General features: G+C 71.3%; 16 protein-coding genes. 12 read left to right on the top strand and 4 right to left on the bottom strand.

From position 1 onward, the window contains the following. Positions 1 to 6: 6 nt before the first annotated feature. Entirely contained in the window at positions 7 to 837 is an 831-nt protein-coding gene (locus tag KBX46_RS11630; RefSeq protein ID WP_210792505.1) for an alpha/beta fold hydrolase, read from the top strand. A gap of 55 nt (positions 838 to 892) precedes the next feature. Here the strand turns inward: KBX46_RS11630 and sepH are convergent, their stop codons facing one another. The 3 genes from sepH to KBX46_RS11615 form a co-directional block, all read right to left on the bottom strand. Next, positions 893 to 1,972, bottom strand: a complete 1,080-nt coding sequence (gene sepH / locus KBX46_RS11625) for a septation protein SepH (RefSeq protein ID WP_088951230.1) — start codon at positions 1,970 to 1,972, stop codon at positions 893 to 895. A gap of 185 nt (positions 1,973 to 2,157) precedes the next feature. Continuing rightward, on the bottom strand, positions 2,158 to 3,285 hold the full coding sequence (serC, locus tag KBX46_RS11620) for a phosphoserine transaminase (RefSeq protein ID WP_088951231.1): 1,128 nt from the start codon (positions 3,283 to 3,285) through the stop codon (positions 2,158 to 2,160). Positions 3,286 to 3,492: 207 nt separating this feature from the next. Further along, on the bottom strand, positions 3,493 to 4,599 hold the full coding sequence (locus tag KBX46_RS11615; RefSeq protein WP_210792504.1) for a citrate synthase 2: 1,107 nt from the start codon (positions 4,597 to 4,599) through the stop codon (positions 3,493 to 3,495). A gap of 278 nt (positions 4,600 to 4,877) precedes the next feature. Here KBX46_RS11615 and pdxH point away from each other — a divergent pair, with 278 nt between their 5' ends. The 7 genes from pdxH to KBX46_RS11580 all read left to right on the top strand — a co-directional run bounded on the left by pdxH (position 4,878) and on the right by KBX46_RS11580 (position 11,061). Next, on the top strand, positions 4,878 to 5,507 hold the full coding sequence (pdxH, locus tag KBX46_RS11610; RefSeq protein ID WP_210792615.1) for a pyridoxamine 5'-phosphate oxidase: 630 nt from the start codon (positions 4,878 to 4,880) through the stop codon (positions 5,505 to 5,507). After that, a complete protein-coding gene (locus KBX46_RS11605) occupies positions 5,504 to 6,802 on the top strand; it encodes an MFS transporter (protein WP_088951232.1) in 1,299 nt (432 codons plus the stop codon). The genes pdxH and KBX46_RS11605 overlap by 4 nt, the downstream gene beginning before the upstream one ends. Positions 6,803 to 6,820: 18 nt before the next feature. After that, positions 6,821 to 7,750 (top strand): aldose 1-epimerase family protein, encoded by a 930-nt coding sequence (locus KBX46_RS11600; RefSeq protein ID WP_210792503.1) that lies wholly within the window; start codon positions 6,821 to 6,823, stop codon positions 7,748 to 7,750. After that, positions 7,750 to 8,352, top strand: coding sequence for a nitroreductase family protein (locus KBX46_RS11595; protein WP_210792502.1), 603 nt, complete (start codon positions 7,750 to 7,752; stop codon positions 8,350 to 8,352). Before KBX46_RS11600 ends, KBX46_RS11595 begins: the two co-directional genes overlap by 1 nt. A 187-nt stretch (positions 8,353 to 8,539) precedes the next feature. Further along, entirely contained in the window at positions 8,540 to 8,845 is a 306-nt protein-coding gene (locus KBX46_RS11590; RefSeq protein ID WP_030329612.1) for a type II toxin-antitoxin system VapB family antitoxin, read from the top strand. A 44-nt stretch (positions 8,846 to 8,889) separates the two neighbouring features. After that, positions 8,890 to 10,053, top strand: coding sequence for an acyl-CoA dehydrogenase family protein (locus KBX46_RS11585; RefSeq protein ID WP_210792501.1), 1,164 nt, complete (start codon positions 8,890 to 8,892; stop codon positions 10,051 to 10,053). A 192-nt stretch (positions 10,054 to 10,245) separates the two neighbouring features. Next, positions 10,246 to 11,061, top strand: coding sequence for a DUF4230 domain-containing protein (locus KBX46_RS11580; RefSeq protein ID WP_210792500.1), 816 nt, complete (start codon positions 10,246 to 10,248; stop codon positions 11,059 to 11,061). A gap of 799 nt (positions 11,062 to 11,860) precedes the next feature. On the opposite strand, the gene KBX46_RS11575 is transcribed toward KBX46_RS11580, so the two are convergent. After that, entirely contained in the window at positions 11,861 to 12,070 is a 210-nt protein-coding gene (locus KBX46_RS11575; RefSeq protein WP_088951236.1) for a PspC domain-containing protein, read from the bottom strand. Between the two features lie 471 nt (positions 12,071 to 12,541). On the opposite strand from KBX46_RS11575, the gene KBX46_RS11570 reads away from it, so the two are divergent. From KBX46_RS11570 to KBX46_RS11555, 4 genes are all read left to right on the top strand, one after another. After that, complete coding sequence (locus KBX46_RS11570; protein WP_210792499.1) at positions 12,542 to 13,912, top strand: L-serine ammonia-lyase; 1,371 nt, start codon at positions 12,542 to 12,544, stop codon at positions 13,910 to 13,912. Between the two features lie 72 nt (positions 13,913 to 13,984). Then, positions 13,985 to 14,812 (top strand): ABC transporter permease, encoded by an 828-nt coding sequence (locus KBX46_RS11565; protein WP_088951238.1) that lies wholly within the window; start codon positions 13,985 to 13,987, stop codon positions 14,810 to 14,812. Position 14,813: 1 nt separating this feature from the next. Next, positions 14,814 to 15,560 (top strand): ABC transporter ATP-binding protein, encoded by a 747-nt coding sequence (locus KBX46_RS11560; RefSeq protein ID WP_210792498.1) that lies wholly within the window; start codon positions 14,814 to 14,816, stop codon positions 15,558 to 15,560. Continuing rightward, a complete protein-coding gene (locus KBX46_RS11555; protein ID WP_210792497.1) occupies positions 15,557 to 17,518 on the top strand; it encodes a DUF5941 domain-containing protein in 1,962 nt (653 codons plus the stop codon). The genes KBX46_RS11560 and KBX46_RS11555 overlap by 4 nt, the downstream gene beginning before the upstream one ends. Positions 17,519 to 17,524: the final 6 nt, after the last annotated feature.

Here is a 17,524-nt window from a genome sequence, read left to right as displayed (position 1 = left end):
GCAGACATGCCAATGAACAACGCTTCCGCCCCGAGTTCGTCCTGGACCGGCATGGTGCCGGTCGACGACACGGCCCTGGCCGTCACCGACACCGGCGGTCCCGGGGTCCCCGTGGTCTACCTCAACGGCCAGTTCGCCACCCAGGGATACTGGCGGCGGGTCATCGCCGAACTGGGCACCGGGTGGCGGCACATCACCTACGACGAGCGGGCTCGCGGCAGGAAGTCGAAGCGCTCAGCGGACTATTCCTTCGAGGCGGCCGTCCGGGATGTCGATGCCGTCCTCGCCGCTCGGGGCGTGCACCGCGCGCTCGTGGTGGGCTGGTCCTACGGAGCTGTTGTCGGGGCGCACTGGGTCAGCCGCAACCCGGAGCGTGCCCTGGGCGCGGTCCTGGTCGACGGCGCGTTCCCGCACGACTGGCTCGACGAGGCCATGGCGCAACGGATCCGCAAGATGTTCCGACGGATGAACCTCTTCATGCCGCTGCTGCGCCCGACCGGCCTGACCCCTCGGATGGACGCCGACCAGATGGCCGACAGCAACATCGAACTCGGCAGGCTCTCCCGCGAGCGCGAGTTGGGCCCCGTGCTGGACACCATCACCGTGCCGGTGCGGTACGTGGTCGCCTCGGGGACGTCCCTGGGGAGCCGCGGTGACGAGCAGGAACAGATCCGCGCCAGCCTCGACGCGGTGACCGTCCGGAACCCGCACATCCGGATCGGGGCGAAGGTCGCCAGCAACCACGGTGCGATCCTCAAGAAGGACTTCCCGGCCGTCGCCGAGGCCGTACGCGAGGTCGCCGGCCTCGACCGCGGGGACGCCGAAGACCGTCGATGAGGCTTACGTGTTTCGCGTTGACGGGTGGCGAACCGCCACCCGTCAACGCGAAGCGTCAGGAGGACTCGCGGGCGGCCGGGCCGCTGCCGAAGAGGACGTCGTCCCAGCTCGGCAGCCGCTTACGCGGCTTGCCGTTGGCATCGGTGGACTCGCCGCCAGCGGCTGCCGCAGCGCCCGTCCGGCGAGGCCGCAGCACCGCCAGCGACGGCACGGCCGGCACCTCCTTGGGCGCATCCGAGTCGTCGTCGAAGGCCGACCCCTGGCCGCCGCCGAGCAACGCGGCGGCACCCCCGCCGACCGGCCGCTGCCGGGGCGCGTCCGAGCCGGCGAGAGCAGCCGGGGTACGCGGTTCCAGACCACGGCCCGACGAGGCGCCGAGTGGGCGGTCCAGTGAGGCGAGCAACGCATCGCGGCCAGCGCGGATCGGATCCCGACCGGGACGCGGGTGCTCGGATGCCGCCGGCAACCCGTGCCCACCTCGGCTCGGCTCACCGCGCGACGGACCGGGCAGGGCATGCCCGCCCCGCTCCGGTGCGGGCTCCTGACCGAGGATCGGCGTGGGCCGCTCGGCGCACAGATACTGCGCCATGTCGTCGTGCGGGGCGACCGACTGCCGGGTCTTGTCGAGATCCCAGATGGCCTGCGCGGTGGCCTTGCCGGACGGCCAGGTGGCGATGATCCGCCAGGTGCCGTCATCACGCCGGTATGCGTCCCAGGAAATCTTCTCGGTGTCGATGCCGTGCTGGCTCAGCCGACCGTTGACCACCTCGGCGAGCGGGGTGGGCTTTTCCGCTCCCTTGAGGCGGGTGCGGCGGGCATGCTGCGCGAGCATCGCCCGCTCCTGGAGGACCGGGCCGGCATAGCGCAGCACCCGGTCGACCGGCACACCGGCGATCCGGGCGACATCCTCGGCGGATTCACCGGAGCGGATGCGGGCCTGGATGTCCCGCGGGGACAGTGAGGGAATCGGATCGGCTGCGGTCGGCGCCGCCGCGAGCGGCGGCGAACCGGGCTCCGCGTGCAGCGCACCGGAGATCCGTTCGTCGATCGGCAGGGCGAGCAACCGCCCGACCTCGTCGGCGAGAACCAGAGCATGGCCGTCCTCGGAGAGGGCGACGAAGCGTACTGGGCGCATAGCGTTGCCTCCGTCCCGCTTCGCTGGCCGCACGCCACGAGTCGGCCACCCAGGCGTCTCGGACCACCGTACGCGCATCTGTCTCGGGGTGGGGGAAGCGACACCCCGCATGTCGTGACTGAGCTGCGGCAATGATCACGGTGGGTGTGGGTGGAGGCCTCCACCGACACCGACCGTGACGAACGTCAGAGTCGCTCGACCACGTAGTCGATGGACGCGGTCAGCGCCTCGACATCGGCCGGCTCGATGGCCGGGAACAGCGCCATCCGGAGCTGGTTGCGGCCGAGCTTGCGGTACGGCTCGGTGTCCACGATGCCGTTGGCGCGCAGCGCCTTCGCGATCGCGGTGGCGTCCACCTCGTCGGCAAAGTCGATCGTGGCGACCACGTTGGAGCGCAGTGCAGGGTCGCCGACGAACGGTGAGGCCACGCTGGAACGCTCCGCCCAGCCGTACACCGTGGCGGCGCTCTCGGCGGTGCGCTTGGCCGCCCAGGCCAGGCCACCCTGCGCGTTCATCCAGTCGGTCTGCTCGGCGGCCAGGAAGATGGTGGCCAGCGCCGGAGTGTTGTAGGTCTGCTCCAGCCGCGAGTTGTCGATCGCGGTGACCAGGTCGAGGAAGGCGGGGATGTAGCGCCCGGACGCCTTGATCTCGGCGGCCCGGTCCAGCGCGGCCGGTGACATCAGGGCCAGCCAGAGGCCGCCGTCGGAGCCGAAGCACTTCTGCGGGGCGAAGTAGTAGACGTCGGTCTCGCCGACGTTGACCTCCAGGCCACCCGCGCCGGAGGTCGCGTCGACCAGCAGCAACGCGCCCTCGTCCGCGCCGGCCACCCGGCTGATCGGGACCGCCACGCCGGTCGAGGTCTCGTTCTGCGGCGTCGCGTACGCGTCCACGCCGGACTCGGCGACCAGCGTCGGCGCGCTGCCCGCGTCGGCCTTGCGGACGGTCGGCTCGCCCAGGAACGGCGCGTCCTTGACCGACTTGGCGAACTTGGCGCCGAACTCGCCGAAGCTGGCGAACTGGGCGCGGTCGCGAATCAGGCCGAAGGTGGCGACCTCCCAGAATGCGGTGGTGCCACCGTTGCCGATCACGACCTCGTAGCCCTCGGGCAGCGAGAAGAACTCGGCGATGCCGGAGCGCAGTCGCGCCACCTGGTCGCGGACCGTCTTCTGCCGGTGCGAGGTGCCCAGGTAGCTCGTCGCGACCTCGGCAAGGGCGGACACCGCCGCTGGGCGGACCTTGGACGGGCCACAGCCGAAACGTCCGTCGGCGGGCTTGATGTCATCCGGAATCCGGATGGTCGGTGCGTCAGCCACGGTCTTGAAGATCCTTCCGCAAGGGCGAGGGCGGGCCCGGCGACACTGCCGGCCCTCATCCTCGCACCCGGACCCATCGGTGGAAGCCGGGCCCCCGAGGGCAGGTCTGAGGCCTTCGCCACACCGGGCGTCCTCAGCGCGCCCAGAGGTACGAAAGGGGGCCCCTCCTCGACGGCAGGCGTCGAGAAGGGGCCCCTTCGTGTCAAATCAGACGCCGTGCGGGATGGCGGCCCAGCCCTCGACGTCGGACGGCTTGCGGGTCTCCGGGCCGACGTAGCGGGCGGACGGGCGTACCAGCCGCTGAAGGCGCTTCTGCTCCAGGATGTGCGCGCTCCAGCCGCCCATCCGCGCGCAGGTGAACATCGAGGTGAACATGTGCGCCGGCACCTCGGCGAAGTCCAGCACCACGGCCGACCAGAACTCGACGTTGGTGGCCAGCACCCGGTCCGGGCGGCGGGCCTGCAACTCGGCGAGGGCGGCCTTCTCCAGTGCCTCGGCGATCTCGAAGCGCGGCGCGCCCAGCTCCTTGGCCGTGCGCCGCAGCACGCGGGCGCGCGGGTCCTCGGCCCGGTAGACGCGGTGGCCGAAGCCCATCAACCGCTCACCGCGGTCGAGGACGCCCTTGACGTAACCCTCGGCGTCGCCGCTGCGCTCCACCGCCTCCAGCATGCTGAGCACGCGGGACGGTGCGCCGCCGTGCAGCGGGCCGGAGAGGGCGCCGATGCCCGACGAGATGCAGGCAGCCGCGTCCGCCCCGGTGGAGGCGACGATGCGGGCGGTGAAGGTGGACGCGTTCAGGCCGTGCTCGGCGGCCGAGATGAAGTACGCGTCGACGGCCTTGACGTGCCGCGGGTCGGGTTCGCCGCGCCAACGCTTCATGAACCGCTCGACGATGGTCTGCGCCTTGTCGATCTCCTTCTGCGGCACCGCCGGGAGGCCGAGGCCCCGGGCGGACTGGGCGACGAAGGAGAGCGCAGTCACCGACACCCGGGCGAGGTCTTCGCGGGCCTGCTCGTCGGAGATGTCCAGCAGTTGGTCGAGCCCCCAGTACGGGGCCAGCATGGCGACCGCGGACTGCACGTCGACGCGGATGTCGCCGGAGTGCACCGGCACCGGGAACGGCTCCGCCGGCGGCAGGCCCGGTCCGAAGCGGCCGTCCACCAGCAGCGCCCAGACGTTTCCGAACGACACCTGCCCGATCAGATCCTCGATGTCGACCCCGCGATAGCGCAGCGCGCCGCCCTCACGGTCAGGTTCGGCGATCTCGGTCTCGAAGGCGACGACGCCCTCCAGCCCGGGTTTGAAATCAGCCATGTCGCTCTCCTGGATCTGGTCGGTGCGCCCGAACAGCTCATCCGGCCGGTCGGCCGGGCGCCTTAGGCGACCCTCAGGGATGTGTTCGCAACATCTTGCCTGCTGAGTAAGGGATACGCGACCCGCTGCGACTGTGCTGCACGCGACATCCCCGGGCGCGCAATCTCCGCTGGACTCGGTGAGACTGGGCACTGCGTGCTGGCCAGCGCGGGAGGGCGTTGGCGGGGCCGCCGAGAAGGAGTGGGCACGTGACGGGTGACACACCCGCCCCGGCTGCGATGCGTAACGAGTACGCCGCGGACCTGGGCCTGACCGAGGCTGACCTGGCCGCCGACTGGCACACCCAGTTCGCCAGCTGGTTCGCCGACGCGGTGGCCTTCGGGCTACCCGAACCGAACGCGATGGTGGTGGGCACCGCGGACCCGGCCGGTCGGCCGAGCGGTCGGACGGTGCTGCTGAAGGGGTACGACCCCGAGGGGTTCGTCTTCTTCACCAACCACCTGTCGCGCAAGGGCGTCGAGGCGACCGCCAACCCGTACGCCAGCCTGGTCTTTCCGTGGTTTCCCATGCAGCGTCAGGTGGTGGTCGCCGGGCGGGTCGCGCCGGTCGACCGCGCGACGAGCGAGGCGTACTTCACCAGCCGGCCGCGCGGCTCCCAGCTGGGCGCCTGGGCCAGCCCGCAGTCGCAGGTGGTGTCGGGCCGGGCCGAGCTGGAGGAGAGCTACCGGGAGGTGGCCGAGCGGTTCGCCGACGAGGACGTGATCCCGACGCCGTCGCACTGGGGCGGGTTGCGGGTCCACCCCGAGTCGGTGGAGTTCTGGCAGGGTCGGGCCGGCCGGTTGCACGATCGGCTCCGCTTCCGTCGTCTCGACGAGGGCGGTTGGATCGTCGAGCGGTTGGCGCCGTGACAGATGTGCAGGAGGCTCGGCCGCGCGGAGCGCGCCGCTGGGCCCTCGACGTACGCCCGCTGCGCGTGCCCGCGTACCGACGGCTCTGGCTCGGCAACACCGTGGCGATGTTCGGCTTCCAGTTCACGGCCGTCGCGGTGCCGGTGGAGATGTACGCCCTGACCAGGGACTCCCTCTGGGTCGGCTTGCTGGGCGTGGCGGCCTTCGTACCGTTGCTGGTCTTCGGGCTCTGGGGTGGCGCGGTCGCCGACGCCCGCGACCGCCGCGCGGTGCTGCTCGGCGGCTCATTGTTGCTCTGGGCATCCACCCTCGGGCTGCTGGTCCAGGCACTGCTGAACGTGGGTAGCCCGGTGCTCCTGTTGGCGCTGATGGCGTTGCAGTCGGTGGCGTTCGCGATCAGCTCGCCGGCCCGCAGTGCCATGCTGCCCCGACTGGTCCCGGACGACCTCGTCCCGGCCGCCGCCACCCTGAACTACACGACCTTCACCGCCGCCTCGGTGGCCGGCCCGCTGGCCGCGGGCCTGATCCTCGCCGCGTCGCCGGACACCGCTGTGGTCCTGCCGATCGCGTACGGGGTGGACGCGCTGCTGTTCACCGCGATGCTCTGGGCGGCGCTGCGCCTGCCCTCGCTGCCGCCCGAGCCGAGCGCCGACGGTCAGGCCCGGCGAGCCGGCCTGGCCAGTGTCATCGACGGATTCCGCTACCTGGCCACCACACCCGTACTCCTGCTGTCCTTCGGGGTGGACCTGATCGCGATGATCCTCGCCATGCCGCGGGCGCTCTTCCCGGAGATCGCCCACGAACGGTTCGGCGGTGGTGGGTCGGTCGGCCTGCTCTACAGCGCCATCGCGATCGGCTCGATGATCGGTGGGCTGACCTCCGGCTGGATCGGCCGGCTCCGCCGGCAGGGGCTCGGCCTGGTGCTCGCGGTGGTGGGTTGGGGCCTGGCGATCGCCGCGGCCGGGTTGGCCCAGCAGCTCTGGCTGATGGTCGCGCTGCTCGCCGTTGCCGGGGCCGCCGACCTGATCAGCGCGGTGCTGCGCCAGTCGATGCTGCTGGTCTACGCACCGGACCGGATGCGCGGTCGGCTCCAGGGCGTCAACACGGTCGTGGTGGCGGGTGGCCCACGCCTGGGCGACCTCCGGGCCGGCACCATGGCCGCCGGGTTCGGCGGCGGGGTGGCCTGGGTGGCCGGCGGGCTCGCCTCGGCGGTGCTCGTGGTCGTGCTCGCGGTGGCGTTCCCGGCACTGCTGCGCTACCGGGCCACTACCGCGTCGAGCAACGACCGGGCCTGACCGGTTAGGGTCGCCGGCATGGAAAGCCCCGATCAGCGCCCCTTCTCCGGCGCCCAGTGGACCATCTCCGCCGCCGGTCACGAGGCCGTCATCGTGGAGGTGGGCGGTGGGCTCCGGACGTACCGGCACGACGGTGTCGACCTGGTCGACGGGTACCAGACCGACGAGGTGTGCCCCGGGTGCGCCGGGCAGGTGCTGGCACCCTGGCCGAACCGGATCCGCGATGGTCGCTACGCGTTCGGGGAGCGGGCGCTCCAGCTCCCGCTGACCGAGCCGGAGCGGCACGTGGCCATCCACGGGCTGGTCAACTGGGTGCCGTGGCGTCTGTTGGAGCAGTCGGAGGCCGCGGTGACCCTCGGCTACGACCTGCCGCCGCAGCCCGGCTACCCGTGGCCGTTGCGGCTGCTCAGCCGGTGGAGCGTCAGCGCGGACGGGCTGCGCGCCGAGCACGAGGTGACCAACATCGGCGGGGAGGCCGCGCCGTTCGGCTTCTCCGTGCACCCCTACCTGCAGCTGCCGGGCATCGCGGTCGACGACCTGGTCATGCGGCTTCCGACCCGTACCCGGTTGTTGGTGGACGGTCGGCTGCTGCCGGTCGGCGCGACCCCGGTGGCCGGGACCGAGTACGACTGGACCAGCCCGCGCCGGATCGGCGCCGCCGAGCTGGATCTCTGCTTCGGCGAGGTGATCCGCGACGCTGACGGCGGCTCGTCGGTGAGCCTGTCCGCGCCGGACGGTTCGGCGGGGGTGAGCATCTGGGCGGACGCGGAGTTCGGCTGGTGGCAGGTGTTCACCGGGGACGCGCTCACCGGTGACCGGCACCGCCGCTCGGTGGCGATCGAGCCGATGACCTGCCCGCCGGACGCGTTCCGCTCGGGCCGGGACGTGCTCACGCTCAAGCCTGCTACGACCTGGCGGGGTGCCTGGGGCATCCGGCCCGGGGCCTGATGGAGTTCGCCGAGGTCGTCCGGCGTCGGCGGATGGTGCGCAACTACGACCCGGACCGCCCCGTCCCGCCCGACGTGGTGGACCGGCTGCTCGACCACGCGGTCCGCGCACCGTCGGCCGGGTTCGCTCAGGGCTGGGGTTTCCTGGTCCTGGAGGAGCCGGCCGACCGGGAGCGGTTCTGGGCGGCCACCACACCGGACGGCGGTGGGCGGGAGCGTTGGCTGGCCGGGATGCGCCGGGCACCACTGATCGTGGTGCCGCACGCCAACGCGTCGGCCTACCTGCGGCGGTACGCGGAGCCGGACAAGGGGTGGACGGACCAATCCACCGACCGCTGGCCGGTGCCGTACTGGCACGTGGACACCGGCTTCGCGGCCCTGCTGATGTTGCTGACGGCCGTGGACGAAGGGCTGGGGGCCTGTTTCTTCGGCATTCCGCCGCAGCAACTCGCCCCCTACCGCGACGCGTTCGGTGTGCCGGAGGAATACCAGCCCGTCGGTGCCGTCACAATCGGTTACCGGGCAGCGGACCATCGGTCACCGTCGCTGCGCCGGGGGCGTCGTCCGATGGACGAGGTGGTGCGGCGCGGCCGGTGGAGTTGAGCACCCCGTCCCGTTTGTCCGCTTGAGGATCGGACGACCGGTAGCGAAACTGACATCAGGGAGCGAAACGCGTCGTGCGCGGGGCGGCTAGGCTGGCACGGTCATCGGTGCCGCGCCGCGCGGTGCCCGCCGCGGCCCGGCTCGGCGCCGTCGGTCGGCCCGGCCACGGGGAGGGGAGCGTGCCGTCGTGATCTTCAGAGCGGTCCGGGACGGGCGTCCCTATCCGGAACACAATCTGACGCTCAAGCAGTGGGCGGAGATTCCGCCCCGGCCACTGCGCCTGGACCAGATGATCACCACCAAGCGTGAGCTGGCGCTCGACAAGCTGCTCGCCGAGGACTCCACCTTCTACGGTGACCTCTTCCCGCACGTCGTGCAGTGGAACGGTGGGCTCTACCTTGAGGACGGGCTGCACCGCGCGTTGCGCGCCGCCCTGCAGCAGCGCAACCAGATCCACGCCCGGGTGCTGGTGCTCTCCGAGCCGATCGAGTGACGAGCCCTTCTGTCGCTCGCTGAACCTTCGTTAGGGTGGCGTCCATGACCGCTGCGCTGGACCTGCTCGATCTGGACCCGTCGCTCACCGACGAAGAGCGACAGATCCGCGACGTCGTCCGCCAACTCGTCGACGACCGGGTGCGTCCGCACGTCGCCGACTGGTACGAACAGGGCCAGGTGCCGGCCCGCGAGCTGGCCCGGGAGTTCGGCAAGCTCGGCCTGCTCGGCATGCACCTCACCGGCTACGGCTGCGCTGGCGCCTCCGCCGTCGCGTACGGCCTGGCCTGCCAGGAGCTGGAGGCCGGCGACTCCGGCCTCCGATCCCTGGTCTCGGTGCAGGGCTCGCTCGCCATGTACGCCATCTGGCGCTACGGCAGCGAGGAGCAGAAGCAACGCTGGCTGCCGTCGATGGCCACCGGCGAGGCGATCGGCTGCTTCGGCCTGACCGAGCCGGACCACGGCTCCGACCCCGCCTCGATGACCACCCGCGCCCGCCGCGACGGCGACGACTGGGTGCTCACCGGCGCCAAGATGTGGATCACCAACGCGCCGATCGCCGACGCCGCGGTGATCTGGGCGCGCACCGACGAGGGCGTGCGGGGTTTCCTCGTACCCATGGACACGCCCGGTGTCACGGCCCGGGAGATCCGCCGCAAGATGTCGCTGCGCGCGTCGGTGACCGGCGAGATCGCGCTCGACGACGTCCGGCTCCCGGCGGACGCCCAACTGCCCGAGGCGATCGGGCTCAAGGCGCCGCTGAGCTGTCTCACCGAGGCCCGGTACGGCATCGTCTGGGGCGCGGTGGGCGCCGCCCGTGACTGCCTGGAAACCACCCTGGCGTACGCCACCACCCGCACCCAGTTCGGTCGCCCGCTGGCCGGCTTCCAGCTCACCCAGGCGAAACTCGCCGACATGGCCGTCGAGCTGGTGAAGGGGCAACTGCTCGCGCTGCACCTCGGCCGGCTCGCCGACGCCGACCGGTTGCGACCCGAGCAGGTCAGCGTGGGCAAGCTGAACAACGTGCGGGAGGCCCTGGCCATCGCCCGGCAGTGCCGCACCATCCTCGGTGCCAACGGTGTCTCCGGCGAATACCCGATCATGCGGCACGCCAACAACCTGGAGAGCGTGCTGACGTACGAGGGCACCTCCGAAATCCACCAGCTGGTCGTCGGGCAGCGACTCACCGGGATCTCCGCGTTCGCGTGACCTGCCCGTGTGCGTGACCTGCGCTCGCGTGACCTGTCCGGCTTGACCTGCCCGCGTGCTGACCTGCCCGCGTGCTGACCTGCCCGCGCGTGACCTGCCCGTTTGTGCTTTCCGGCCGCTCGACGCGCGGCTGTCGTACGGGGGCCGTACCGTCATTGACAGACGACGTGTCTGACGAGGACGGTGAGCGTGATGGCCCGCGACGCTGGCATCAACGAGCCCACGAGGGAGTTTCCCGGTTACCCGACCGGTGACGATCTCAAGGAGCGGTCGGCCGCGACACCCGAGCCGACCATGGACACACCGGGCGGCCCCGGTGGCCCGATGGGTGGCCCGATGGGCGGCAGCGGTGGCCCGACGGGTGGTGGTGGCGGGGCCCGTGGCCTGCTCCTGCTGCTCGGCGCCGCCGCGCTGGCCGTGGTGGTGCTGCTCGGCATCCAGGCGACCGGCATCCTGCCGGATTTCCGCAACCCGTTCGCCAAGGAGCAGACCGACCGCAGCCAGCCACCACTGCTGAAGTCGATCCAGGACCTCAGCCGCTACGTGGCGGCCGAAGGCAACTTCCAGGTCGTGGTCGACACCCAGAACGACCGGCGCAACGTTCCCGACTTCCTGCTCAACGAGCGCACCCTGTTCGTCGGGGCCGGCAGCATCGAGGCGTACGTCGACTTCACCAAGATCGGTGAGGGTGCCGTCGTCCAGTCCGCCGACGGCAAGTCCGTCGAGATCAAACTGCCCGCCCCGCAGCTCGGCGAGACCAACCTCGACATGGAGAAGAGCTACGTCTTCGCGGAGCAGCGCGGTCTGCTCAACCGGCTCGGTGACCTGGTCGGCAACGATCCCAACCGGCAGCAGCAGGTCTACCAGCTCGCCGAGGAGCGGATCACCGCCGCCGCCCGCGACAGCGGTCTCTCCGCCCGAGCCGAGGAAAACACCCGCAAGATGCTGGAGGGGCTGCTGCGCTCCCTCGGCTACCAACAGATCACGGTCACCTACACGGCTCCCTGACCGGCGACAGCCCGTACCGCGGAAGCGCCCGCCCCGACGTCCGTCGGAGCGGGCGCTTCTCCATCAGGACCGCTCGCATTCGCGGCTGGTAGCCCACGCTGGCAGTCGCAGCTGGCATTCGCCGTCGGCGGTCGCAGCTGGCATTCGCCGTCGGCGGTCGCAGCTGGCGGTCGCCGGTGGCAGCCCTTGCTGTCAGCCCGCTGTGTGAGTCGCCGTCGGCAGCCGTTGTTAGTCGCCGCTGGCATTCGCTGTCGGTAGTCGCTCTCGTGCATTCGGCGTCGGCGTTCACTGTCGGTGGTCGCGTCGTTCACGCGGTCGGCATTCGCCTGCCGTTTTGCCGGCGGTCTGCAGCGCGTCTGAGTGCTGAACCCTGCCGTTCGTCCGTCTGCCGCCTCTCGTGGCGCGTTCGTGCTCTGGGGGCAGGCCCGCGCTCTGCCGAGCGGCGTGAGCGCTCCATGATCCACTCGGGTTTGCTGAATTCGGGGTATTACCGGCACCTGGACCCGGCGGAATCAGCAAACCCGAGTGGATCAACGGCGAGGTGGGCAGCAACTTCGGGGAAGTTGGTGCCTCGGGTGCTCCTGAGGCAGCAACATCGGTGAAGTTGCTGCCTGGGCTGAGGCGAGGCGGGGGTGGGGTGGGGGTGGGGTGGGGCTTGGTTGGAGCGGCGGTTCCGGATGGAGTTGGCGAGCGCTTCTGCCCGCAAGTTCCTGGAAATGGGGGCCCTGGACGTGCGGGAGGCCACTACAACAGGGTTGTAGTGGCCTCCCGGACGCGCGGCGCGCTTGAGGGGTGGGGGTCAGTGCTGGGTGGAGGCCAGGTAGCGATCCTCGTTCGGCATGAGAACCCAGAGGACCAGGTAGACGATCACCTGGGTGCCGGGCAGCAGCAGGGACAGCAGGAACAGCAGCCGGACCATCCCGGCGGACATGCCGAACCGCCGACCGAGGCCGGCGCAGACACCGGCGAGCATGCGCCCCTCGCGGGGCCGGACCAGTTTGCGACTCATCGTCGTACTCCCACTCTGCGGCAGTGCGCCGCGTCTGCAATCCACGGTAGAAGGGGGTGGCCACCTCGCCCTCGGTCCCGAGGATGAGCGGTGGCCCGTGGACCCGTAGGTGCTTTACCCGGGCAGCCCCTCGCTGATGCCTCCCCGCGACCCGCCCGCGCCGCGCCCGAGCGCCGCGCACGGCGGGACCGGTGAAGATCGCGCTCGTTCACGGGGTGGCCTCGGGGAAGGGCCCAGACCACTGCAACATGGATCGAACGTGATCTTGCAATGGCCGCGAGACGGCGGTCAGGTGCTCGCCTCCCAGCGGCCGGGTGGGCGTTGAGCTGGGCGGGTAGGCTGGCAGATCGGCCACCCACACCCCGGGTGACCGGCACCCATACCCCGGGCGGTCACGAGCGGGGCCGTCAGACCGGCGGTCACGACCCGGCCGGGTCCCGTACGCCGGGACGACGGCGAGGAAGCGCGGCCATGATCAGTGTTTTCGACCTCTTCAGCGTTGGTATCGGGCCGTCCAGCTCGCACACGGTGGGGCCGATGCGGGCCGCGCGTACGTTCGTTGGCGGGCTCAAGGCCGACGGGCTGCTCAGCGACGTCGCACGGGTGCAGGCCGAGCTGTTCGGCTCGCTGGGTGCCACGGGGCACGGGCACGGCAGTGGCCCGGCGGTGCTGCTGGGGTTGTCCGGTGAGTCGCCGGAGACTGTCGACACGGACACCGTCGGTCCTCGGGTCGAGCGGATCCGGGCCGAGCGGCGGATCAACATTCTGGCCGCCCACGAGATCGACTTTGACCCGGACCGGGATCTGACGCTGCACCGCCGCCGGTCGCTTCCGTACCACCCGAACGGGATGACCTTCGCGGCGTACGACGGGGCCGGTGCCGAGCTGCGCAGCCGCACCTACTACTCCGTCGGTGGTGGCTTCGTGGTGGACGAGGCCGCGGCCGGCGCGGACCGGATCAAGCCGGACAGCACAGTGGTGCGGTACCCGTTCCTGACCGGGGCGCAACTGTTGGAGGTCACCACCCGCACCGGGCTGTCGATCAGTGAGGTGATGCTGGCCAACGAGCGTTCCTGGCGCAGCGAGGCGGACATCCGGGCGGGCCTGCTGGAGATCTGGCGGGTGATGCGGGAGTGCGTGGAGCGCGGCTGTGAGCGCGACGGCGTACTCCCTGGGGGGTTGAAGGTCCGGCGGCGCGCGGCGGAGCTGCGGCGCGGCCTGGAGGCGGACGCCGGGACGCCCGACCCGCTGCACGCGATGGACTGGGTGACGTTGTTCGCCCTGGCGGTCAACGAGGAGAACGCCGCCGGTGGCCGGGTGGTCACCGCGCCGACCAACGGGGCGGCCGGGATCATTCCGGCGGTGCTGCACTACTACGCCCGGTTCGTGCCGGGGGCGTCCGACGACGGTGTGGTGCGGTTCCTGCTGACGGCCGGCGCGATCGGGGTGTTGTTCAAGGAGAATGCCTCGATCTCCGGTGCGGAGGTGGGCTGCCAGGGTGAGGTCGGTTCGGCGTGCTCGATGGCGGCGGCGGGGCTGGCCGAGGTGCTCGGTGGCACCCCGGAGCAGGTGGAGAACGCGGCCGAGATCGGGATGGAGCACAACCTCGGGTTGACCTGTGATCCGGTGGGTGGCCTGGTGCAGATCCCCTGCATCGAGCGGAACGCGGTGGCTAGCATCAAGGCGATCACGGCCGCCCGGCTGGCGCTGCGCGGCGACGGTGTGCACAAGGTGTCGCTGGACAAGGTCATCAAGACCATGCGGGAGACGGGCGCCGACATGAAGGTCAAGTACAAGGAGACGGCGCGTGGCGGTCTGGCCGTCAATGTGATCGAGTGCTGAGTCCGGTCGATTCGGGGCATTCGTTCACCGACTGCTAACCTGTCGTCCGTTTCAGGAGGCGGGAGGCTCGCGGTGACCTCTGGCGTCGCGGCGTTGTGGTCGCACCGCAACTCGCTGCGCATCCTGGTCAGGCGGGACCTGGCGGTCAAGTACCAGCAGTCGGTGCTGGGCTACTTCTGGTCGTTGATCGAGCCGCTCGGCATGGGCGCCATCTACTGGTTCGTGTTCGGGGTGCTCTACTCCCGCGACACCGGCCGGCATCTCGGCGAGGCGGCGGGGTCGTACCCGCTGTTCCTGATCACCGGCATCTTCGCCTGGATGTGGGCCAGCTCGGCCCTGAGCGAGGCCACGAACGCGCTGACCGGCCAGTCCCGGTTGATCACCACGATGAACGTGCCGCGTCAGATCTTCCCGATCGGCCGGGTCACCGGCCGGTTCGCCGAGTACGCGGCCGGGCTGCCGATCCTGATCGCCATCGCGGTGATCTACGCGGTGCACGGTCGGATCCACCCCGGCTGGTCGCTGCTCTCCCTGCCGCTCGCGGTGGCCGTCCAGGCCGTCCTGTTGACCGGGCTCGCCCTGCTGCTGTCCGCCTGGAACGTGCTGATGCGCGACGTGGAACGGTTGATGCGGCTGATCATCCGGGTGCTCTTCTACGCCACGCCGATCATCTATCCGCTCAGCCTGGTCCGCGAGTCCGGCCTGCCCGGCTGGCTGAAGGTGGTGTACGAGCTGAACCCCCTGGTCGGGATCTTCCAGTTGCATCACGCGATCTGGTACCCGGACGAGTTCCCGAACGCCCGGCTGCTCGCCACCACCGTCGTCGGCAGCCTGCTGGTGCTGGCCGCCGGCTGGTGGTCGTTCCGCCGGTTGGAACCCGCAGTGCTCAAGGAACTCTGACGTGGCCGCGCCGATCATCGAGGCCGACGGCCTGGGCATCCGGTTCGTCCGGAACCGTCGCCGTCAGCTGCGCCTGCGAGAGCTGTTCATCCACCGGGGTGCGCGTGGTGCCCTGCCCGGCCAGTTCTGGCCGTTGCGGGACGTGTCGTTCACCATCGAACCCGGCGAGACGGTCGGCGTGATCGGCCGCAACGGCACCGGCAAGAGCACCCTGCTGCGGCTGATCGCCGGGGTGCTCATCCCCGACGAGGGCGACATCCGGGTGCACGGCGCGGTGGCACCGCTGCTCGAGTTGTCCGCCGGTTTCTCCAACGACCTGACCGGGCGGGAGAACCTGCACCTGGTCGGTGGCCTGCACGGGCTGTCGACGGGCTACCTGAAGCGGCACTTCGACGAGATCGTCGAGTTCGCCGGTGAGCAGGTGGAGCGGGCCATCGACACGTCGGTCCGGCACTACTCGTCGGGTATGAAGGTGCGACTCGGCTTCGCGATCATCTCGCACCTGCCGCACCCGATCCTGCTGATGGACGAGGTGACCGCGGTCGGGGACGCGGAGTTCCGCAAGAAGTGTTACGCGACGATTGATCGTCTGCTCGGGGAGGGGCGCACGCTGGTGTTGGTGTCACACAACGAAAAGGACCTGACCCGGTTCTGTCGTCGGGGGTTGTACCTCGACGCGGGCCGGTTGACGCTCGACGGCACCATCGCCGAGGCGCTCGACGCGTACCAGGCCGCGGTCCCGCGGTGACGCTCGCGATCGTGCTCGCCGCCGGGTCGCCGGCAGCGGGCCTGACCACCGCGACCGGTGAGCCGCTGGCCGACCGCCTGGCCGCCCAGTTGCGCCGGGCCGGTGCCGACGAGGTGCGCTTCGCCGCCACCCTCGACGAGTTGACCGCGCTGGTCGCCACCGCCACCGCCCCCGTGCTGGTAACCGGCACCGACCTGGTGGCGCACACCGCCGTGCTGCGGCACCTGGCCACCAGCCCGGTGGGGCCGACTGTGGTGCTGGTGCTGGGCGACCCGCCGGTGCCCGGGCGCACTGCCGTGCGGGAGGAACGCGGCCAGGTGGTCGACGCCGGCGCCCTGGACGCCCTCGACGGGGCCGCCACCGGCGTGTTCGGCGGCGCGCTGCGGGTCGGCGTGGACGACCTGCCGACCCTCGCCGCAGCCGCCCGCGCCGCGGAGGGTGGCCCCGGGTCCGCCGTGGACCGGCTCTTCGCGGGTCTCGCGGCGCTCGGCACGCTGATCTTCGCCCAGCGGGTACGCCTGCTCGTCGCCCGCCGGGTCGAGGACGAGGACGAGCTGACCGCTGCCGAGGCGGCGGTGACCGCTGTCGACGAGGACCGGGCCGAGCTGCGGCTGTCGGTGAAGGAGAAGGACGACTTCTTCTCCACCTACTTCGTCAGCACCTGGTCCCCGTACGTGGTCCGGTGGGCGGCCCGGCTGCGGCTCACCCCGACCGGGGTGACGGCGATCTCGGTGCTGTTCGCGCTGGCCGCGGCGGTGCTGTTCGGGGTCGGTGGGCGACCCGCGCTGGTCGGCGGCGCGGTGCTGCTCTACCTCGGCTTCGTGCTGGACTGCGTGGACGGCCAGTTGGCCCGCTACACCCGGCACTTCAGCGCCTGGGGTGGCTGGCTGGACACGATGGCGGACCGGGCGAAGGAATACCTGGTCTACGCCGGGCTGGGCTTCGGGGTGAGCCACGCCGGGCTGGGCAACGGCTGGGCGCTCGCGATCGCCGCGATGACGTTGCAGACCGTCCGGCACATGACCGACACCTGGTACGGGGTGCTGCACGACGAGGCGGCCCGTCGACCGAGAGCGGCGGCGGGTGCCAGCGGCGGGATCGGTGACCGGCTCAACGCGGCGTCGACCCGTGTGCAGGCGGACACCGGGTCGCTGTCGTACTGGCTGAAGCGGACCGTCGTCTTCCCCATCGGCGAGCGGTGGGCGCTGATCGCGCTGACCGTGGCGCTGTTCAACCCGCTGGTCAGCCTCATCGCCGTCCTGGTCTGGGGTGTGCTGGCGTTCGCGTACACCGGGGCGCTGCGGACGTTGCGGGCCCGCTGGATGAGGGTGCCGGTGCTGGACACGGTCGACGCCACCCTGCACCGCGACGACGGCCCGCTGGCCCGCTGGCTGCCGGTGGTCCGCCCGATGGGGCCGCTGACCCTGGCGGTGATCGCCGCGCTCGGCCCGGCGGTGCTGCTGGTCGCGGCGCTGTGGGGCGACTCGCCGGACGGGCTGCGCTGGGCGGTGCCGGTGGCGCTGCTGGTGCTGCTGGTCGGCGGCCTGGGCGCGGGGGCCGCGCACAACGGTCCGCTGGACTGGCTGGTGCCCGCGGCCTTGCGGGCCGCCGAGTACCTGTTCGCCATCGCGGTCGGGGTGGTCGGTGAGGCACCGGGTTGGCTGATCTTCGGGTACGTCTTCGTGCTCACCGTGCACCACTACGACCTGACGGCCCGGCTGGAGAAGCGGCAGGCGGCACCGCCGCTGCACGCGTTCACGCTGGGCTGGGAGGGGCGCTCGGCGCTGCTGGCCCTCGCGGCGATTGCCGGCATCGTGGGTATCGGGCTGGCTACACTCGGTGCGTACCTTCTCGTGGTTTTCGTGGTGAGCGTCGTCCTGGCCTGGTTCGTGCGACCGGCCCGTAGCGCGCGGGCGTCGGTCGCGCCGGTGGGCGCTGGAGGTGCCGCGCCGCACTGACGGAGG

It is taken from the genome of Micromonospora sp. C81 (assembly GCF_018070425.1).
Classification (GTDB): domain Bacteria; phylum Actinomycetota; class Actinomycetes; order Mycobacteriales; family Micromonosporaceae; genus Micromonospora; species Micromonospora zamorensis.
The sequence above is the reverse complement of the archived record's forward strand: the minus strand, read 5'-3'. Positions and strand labels throughout refer to the sequence as shown.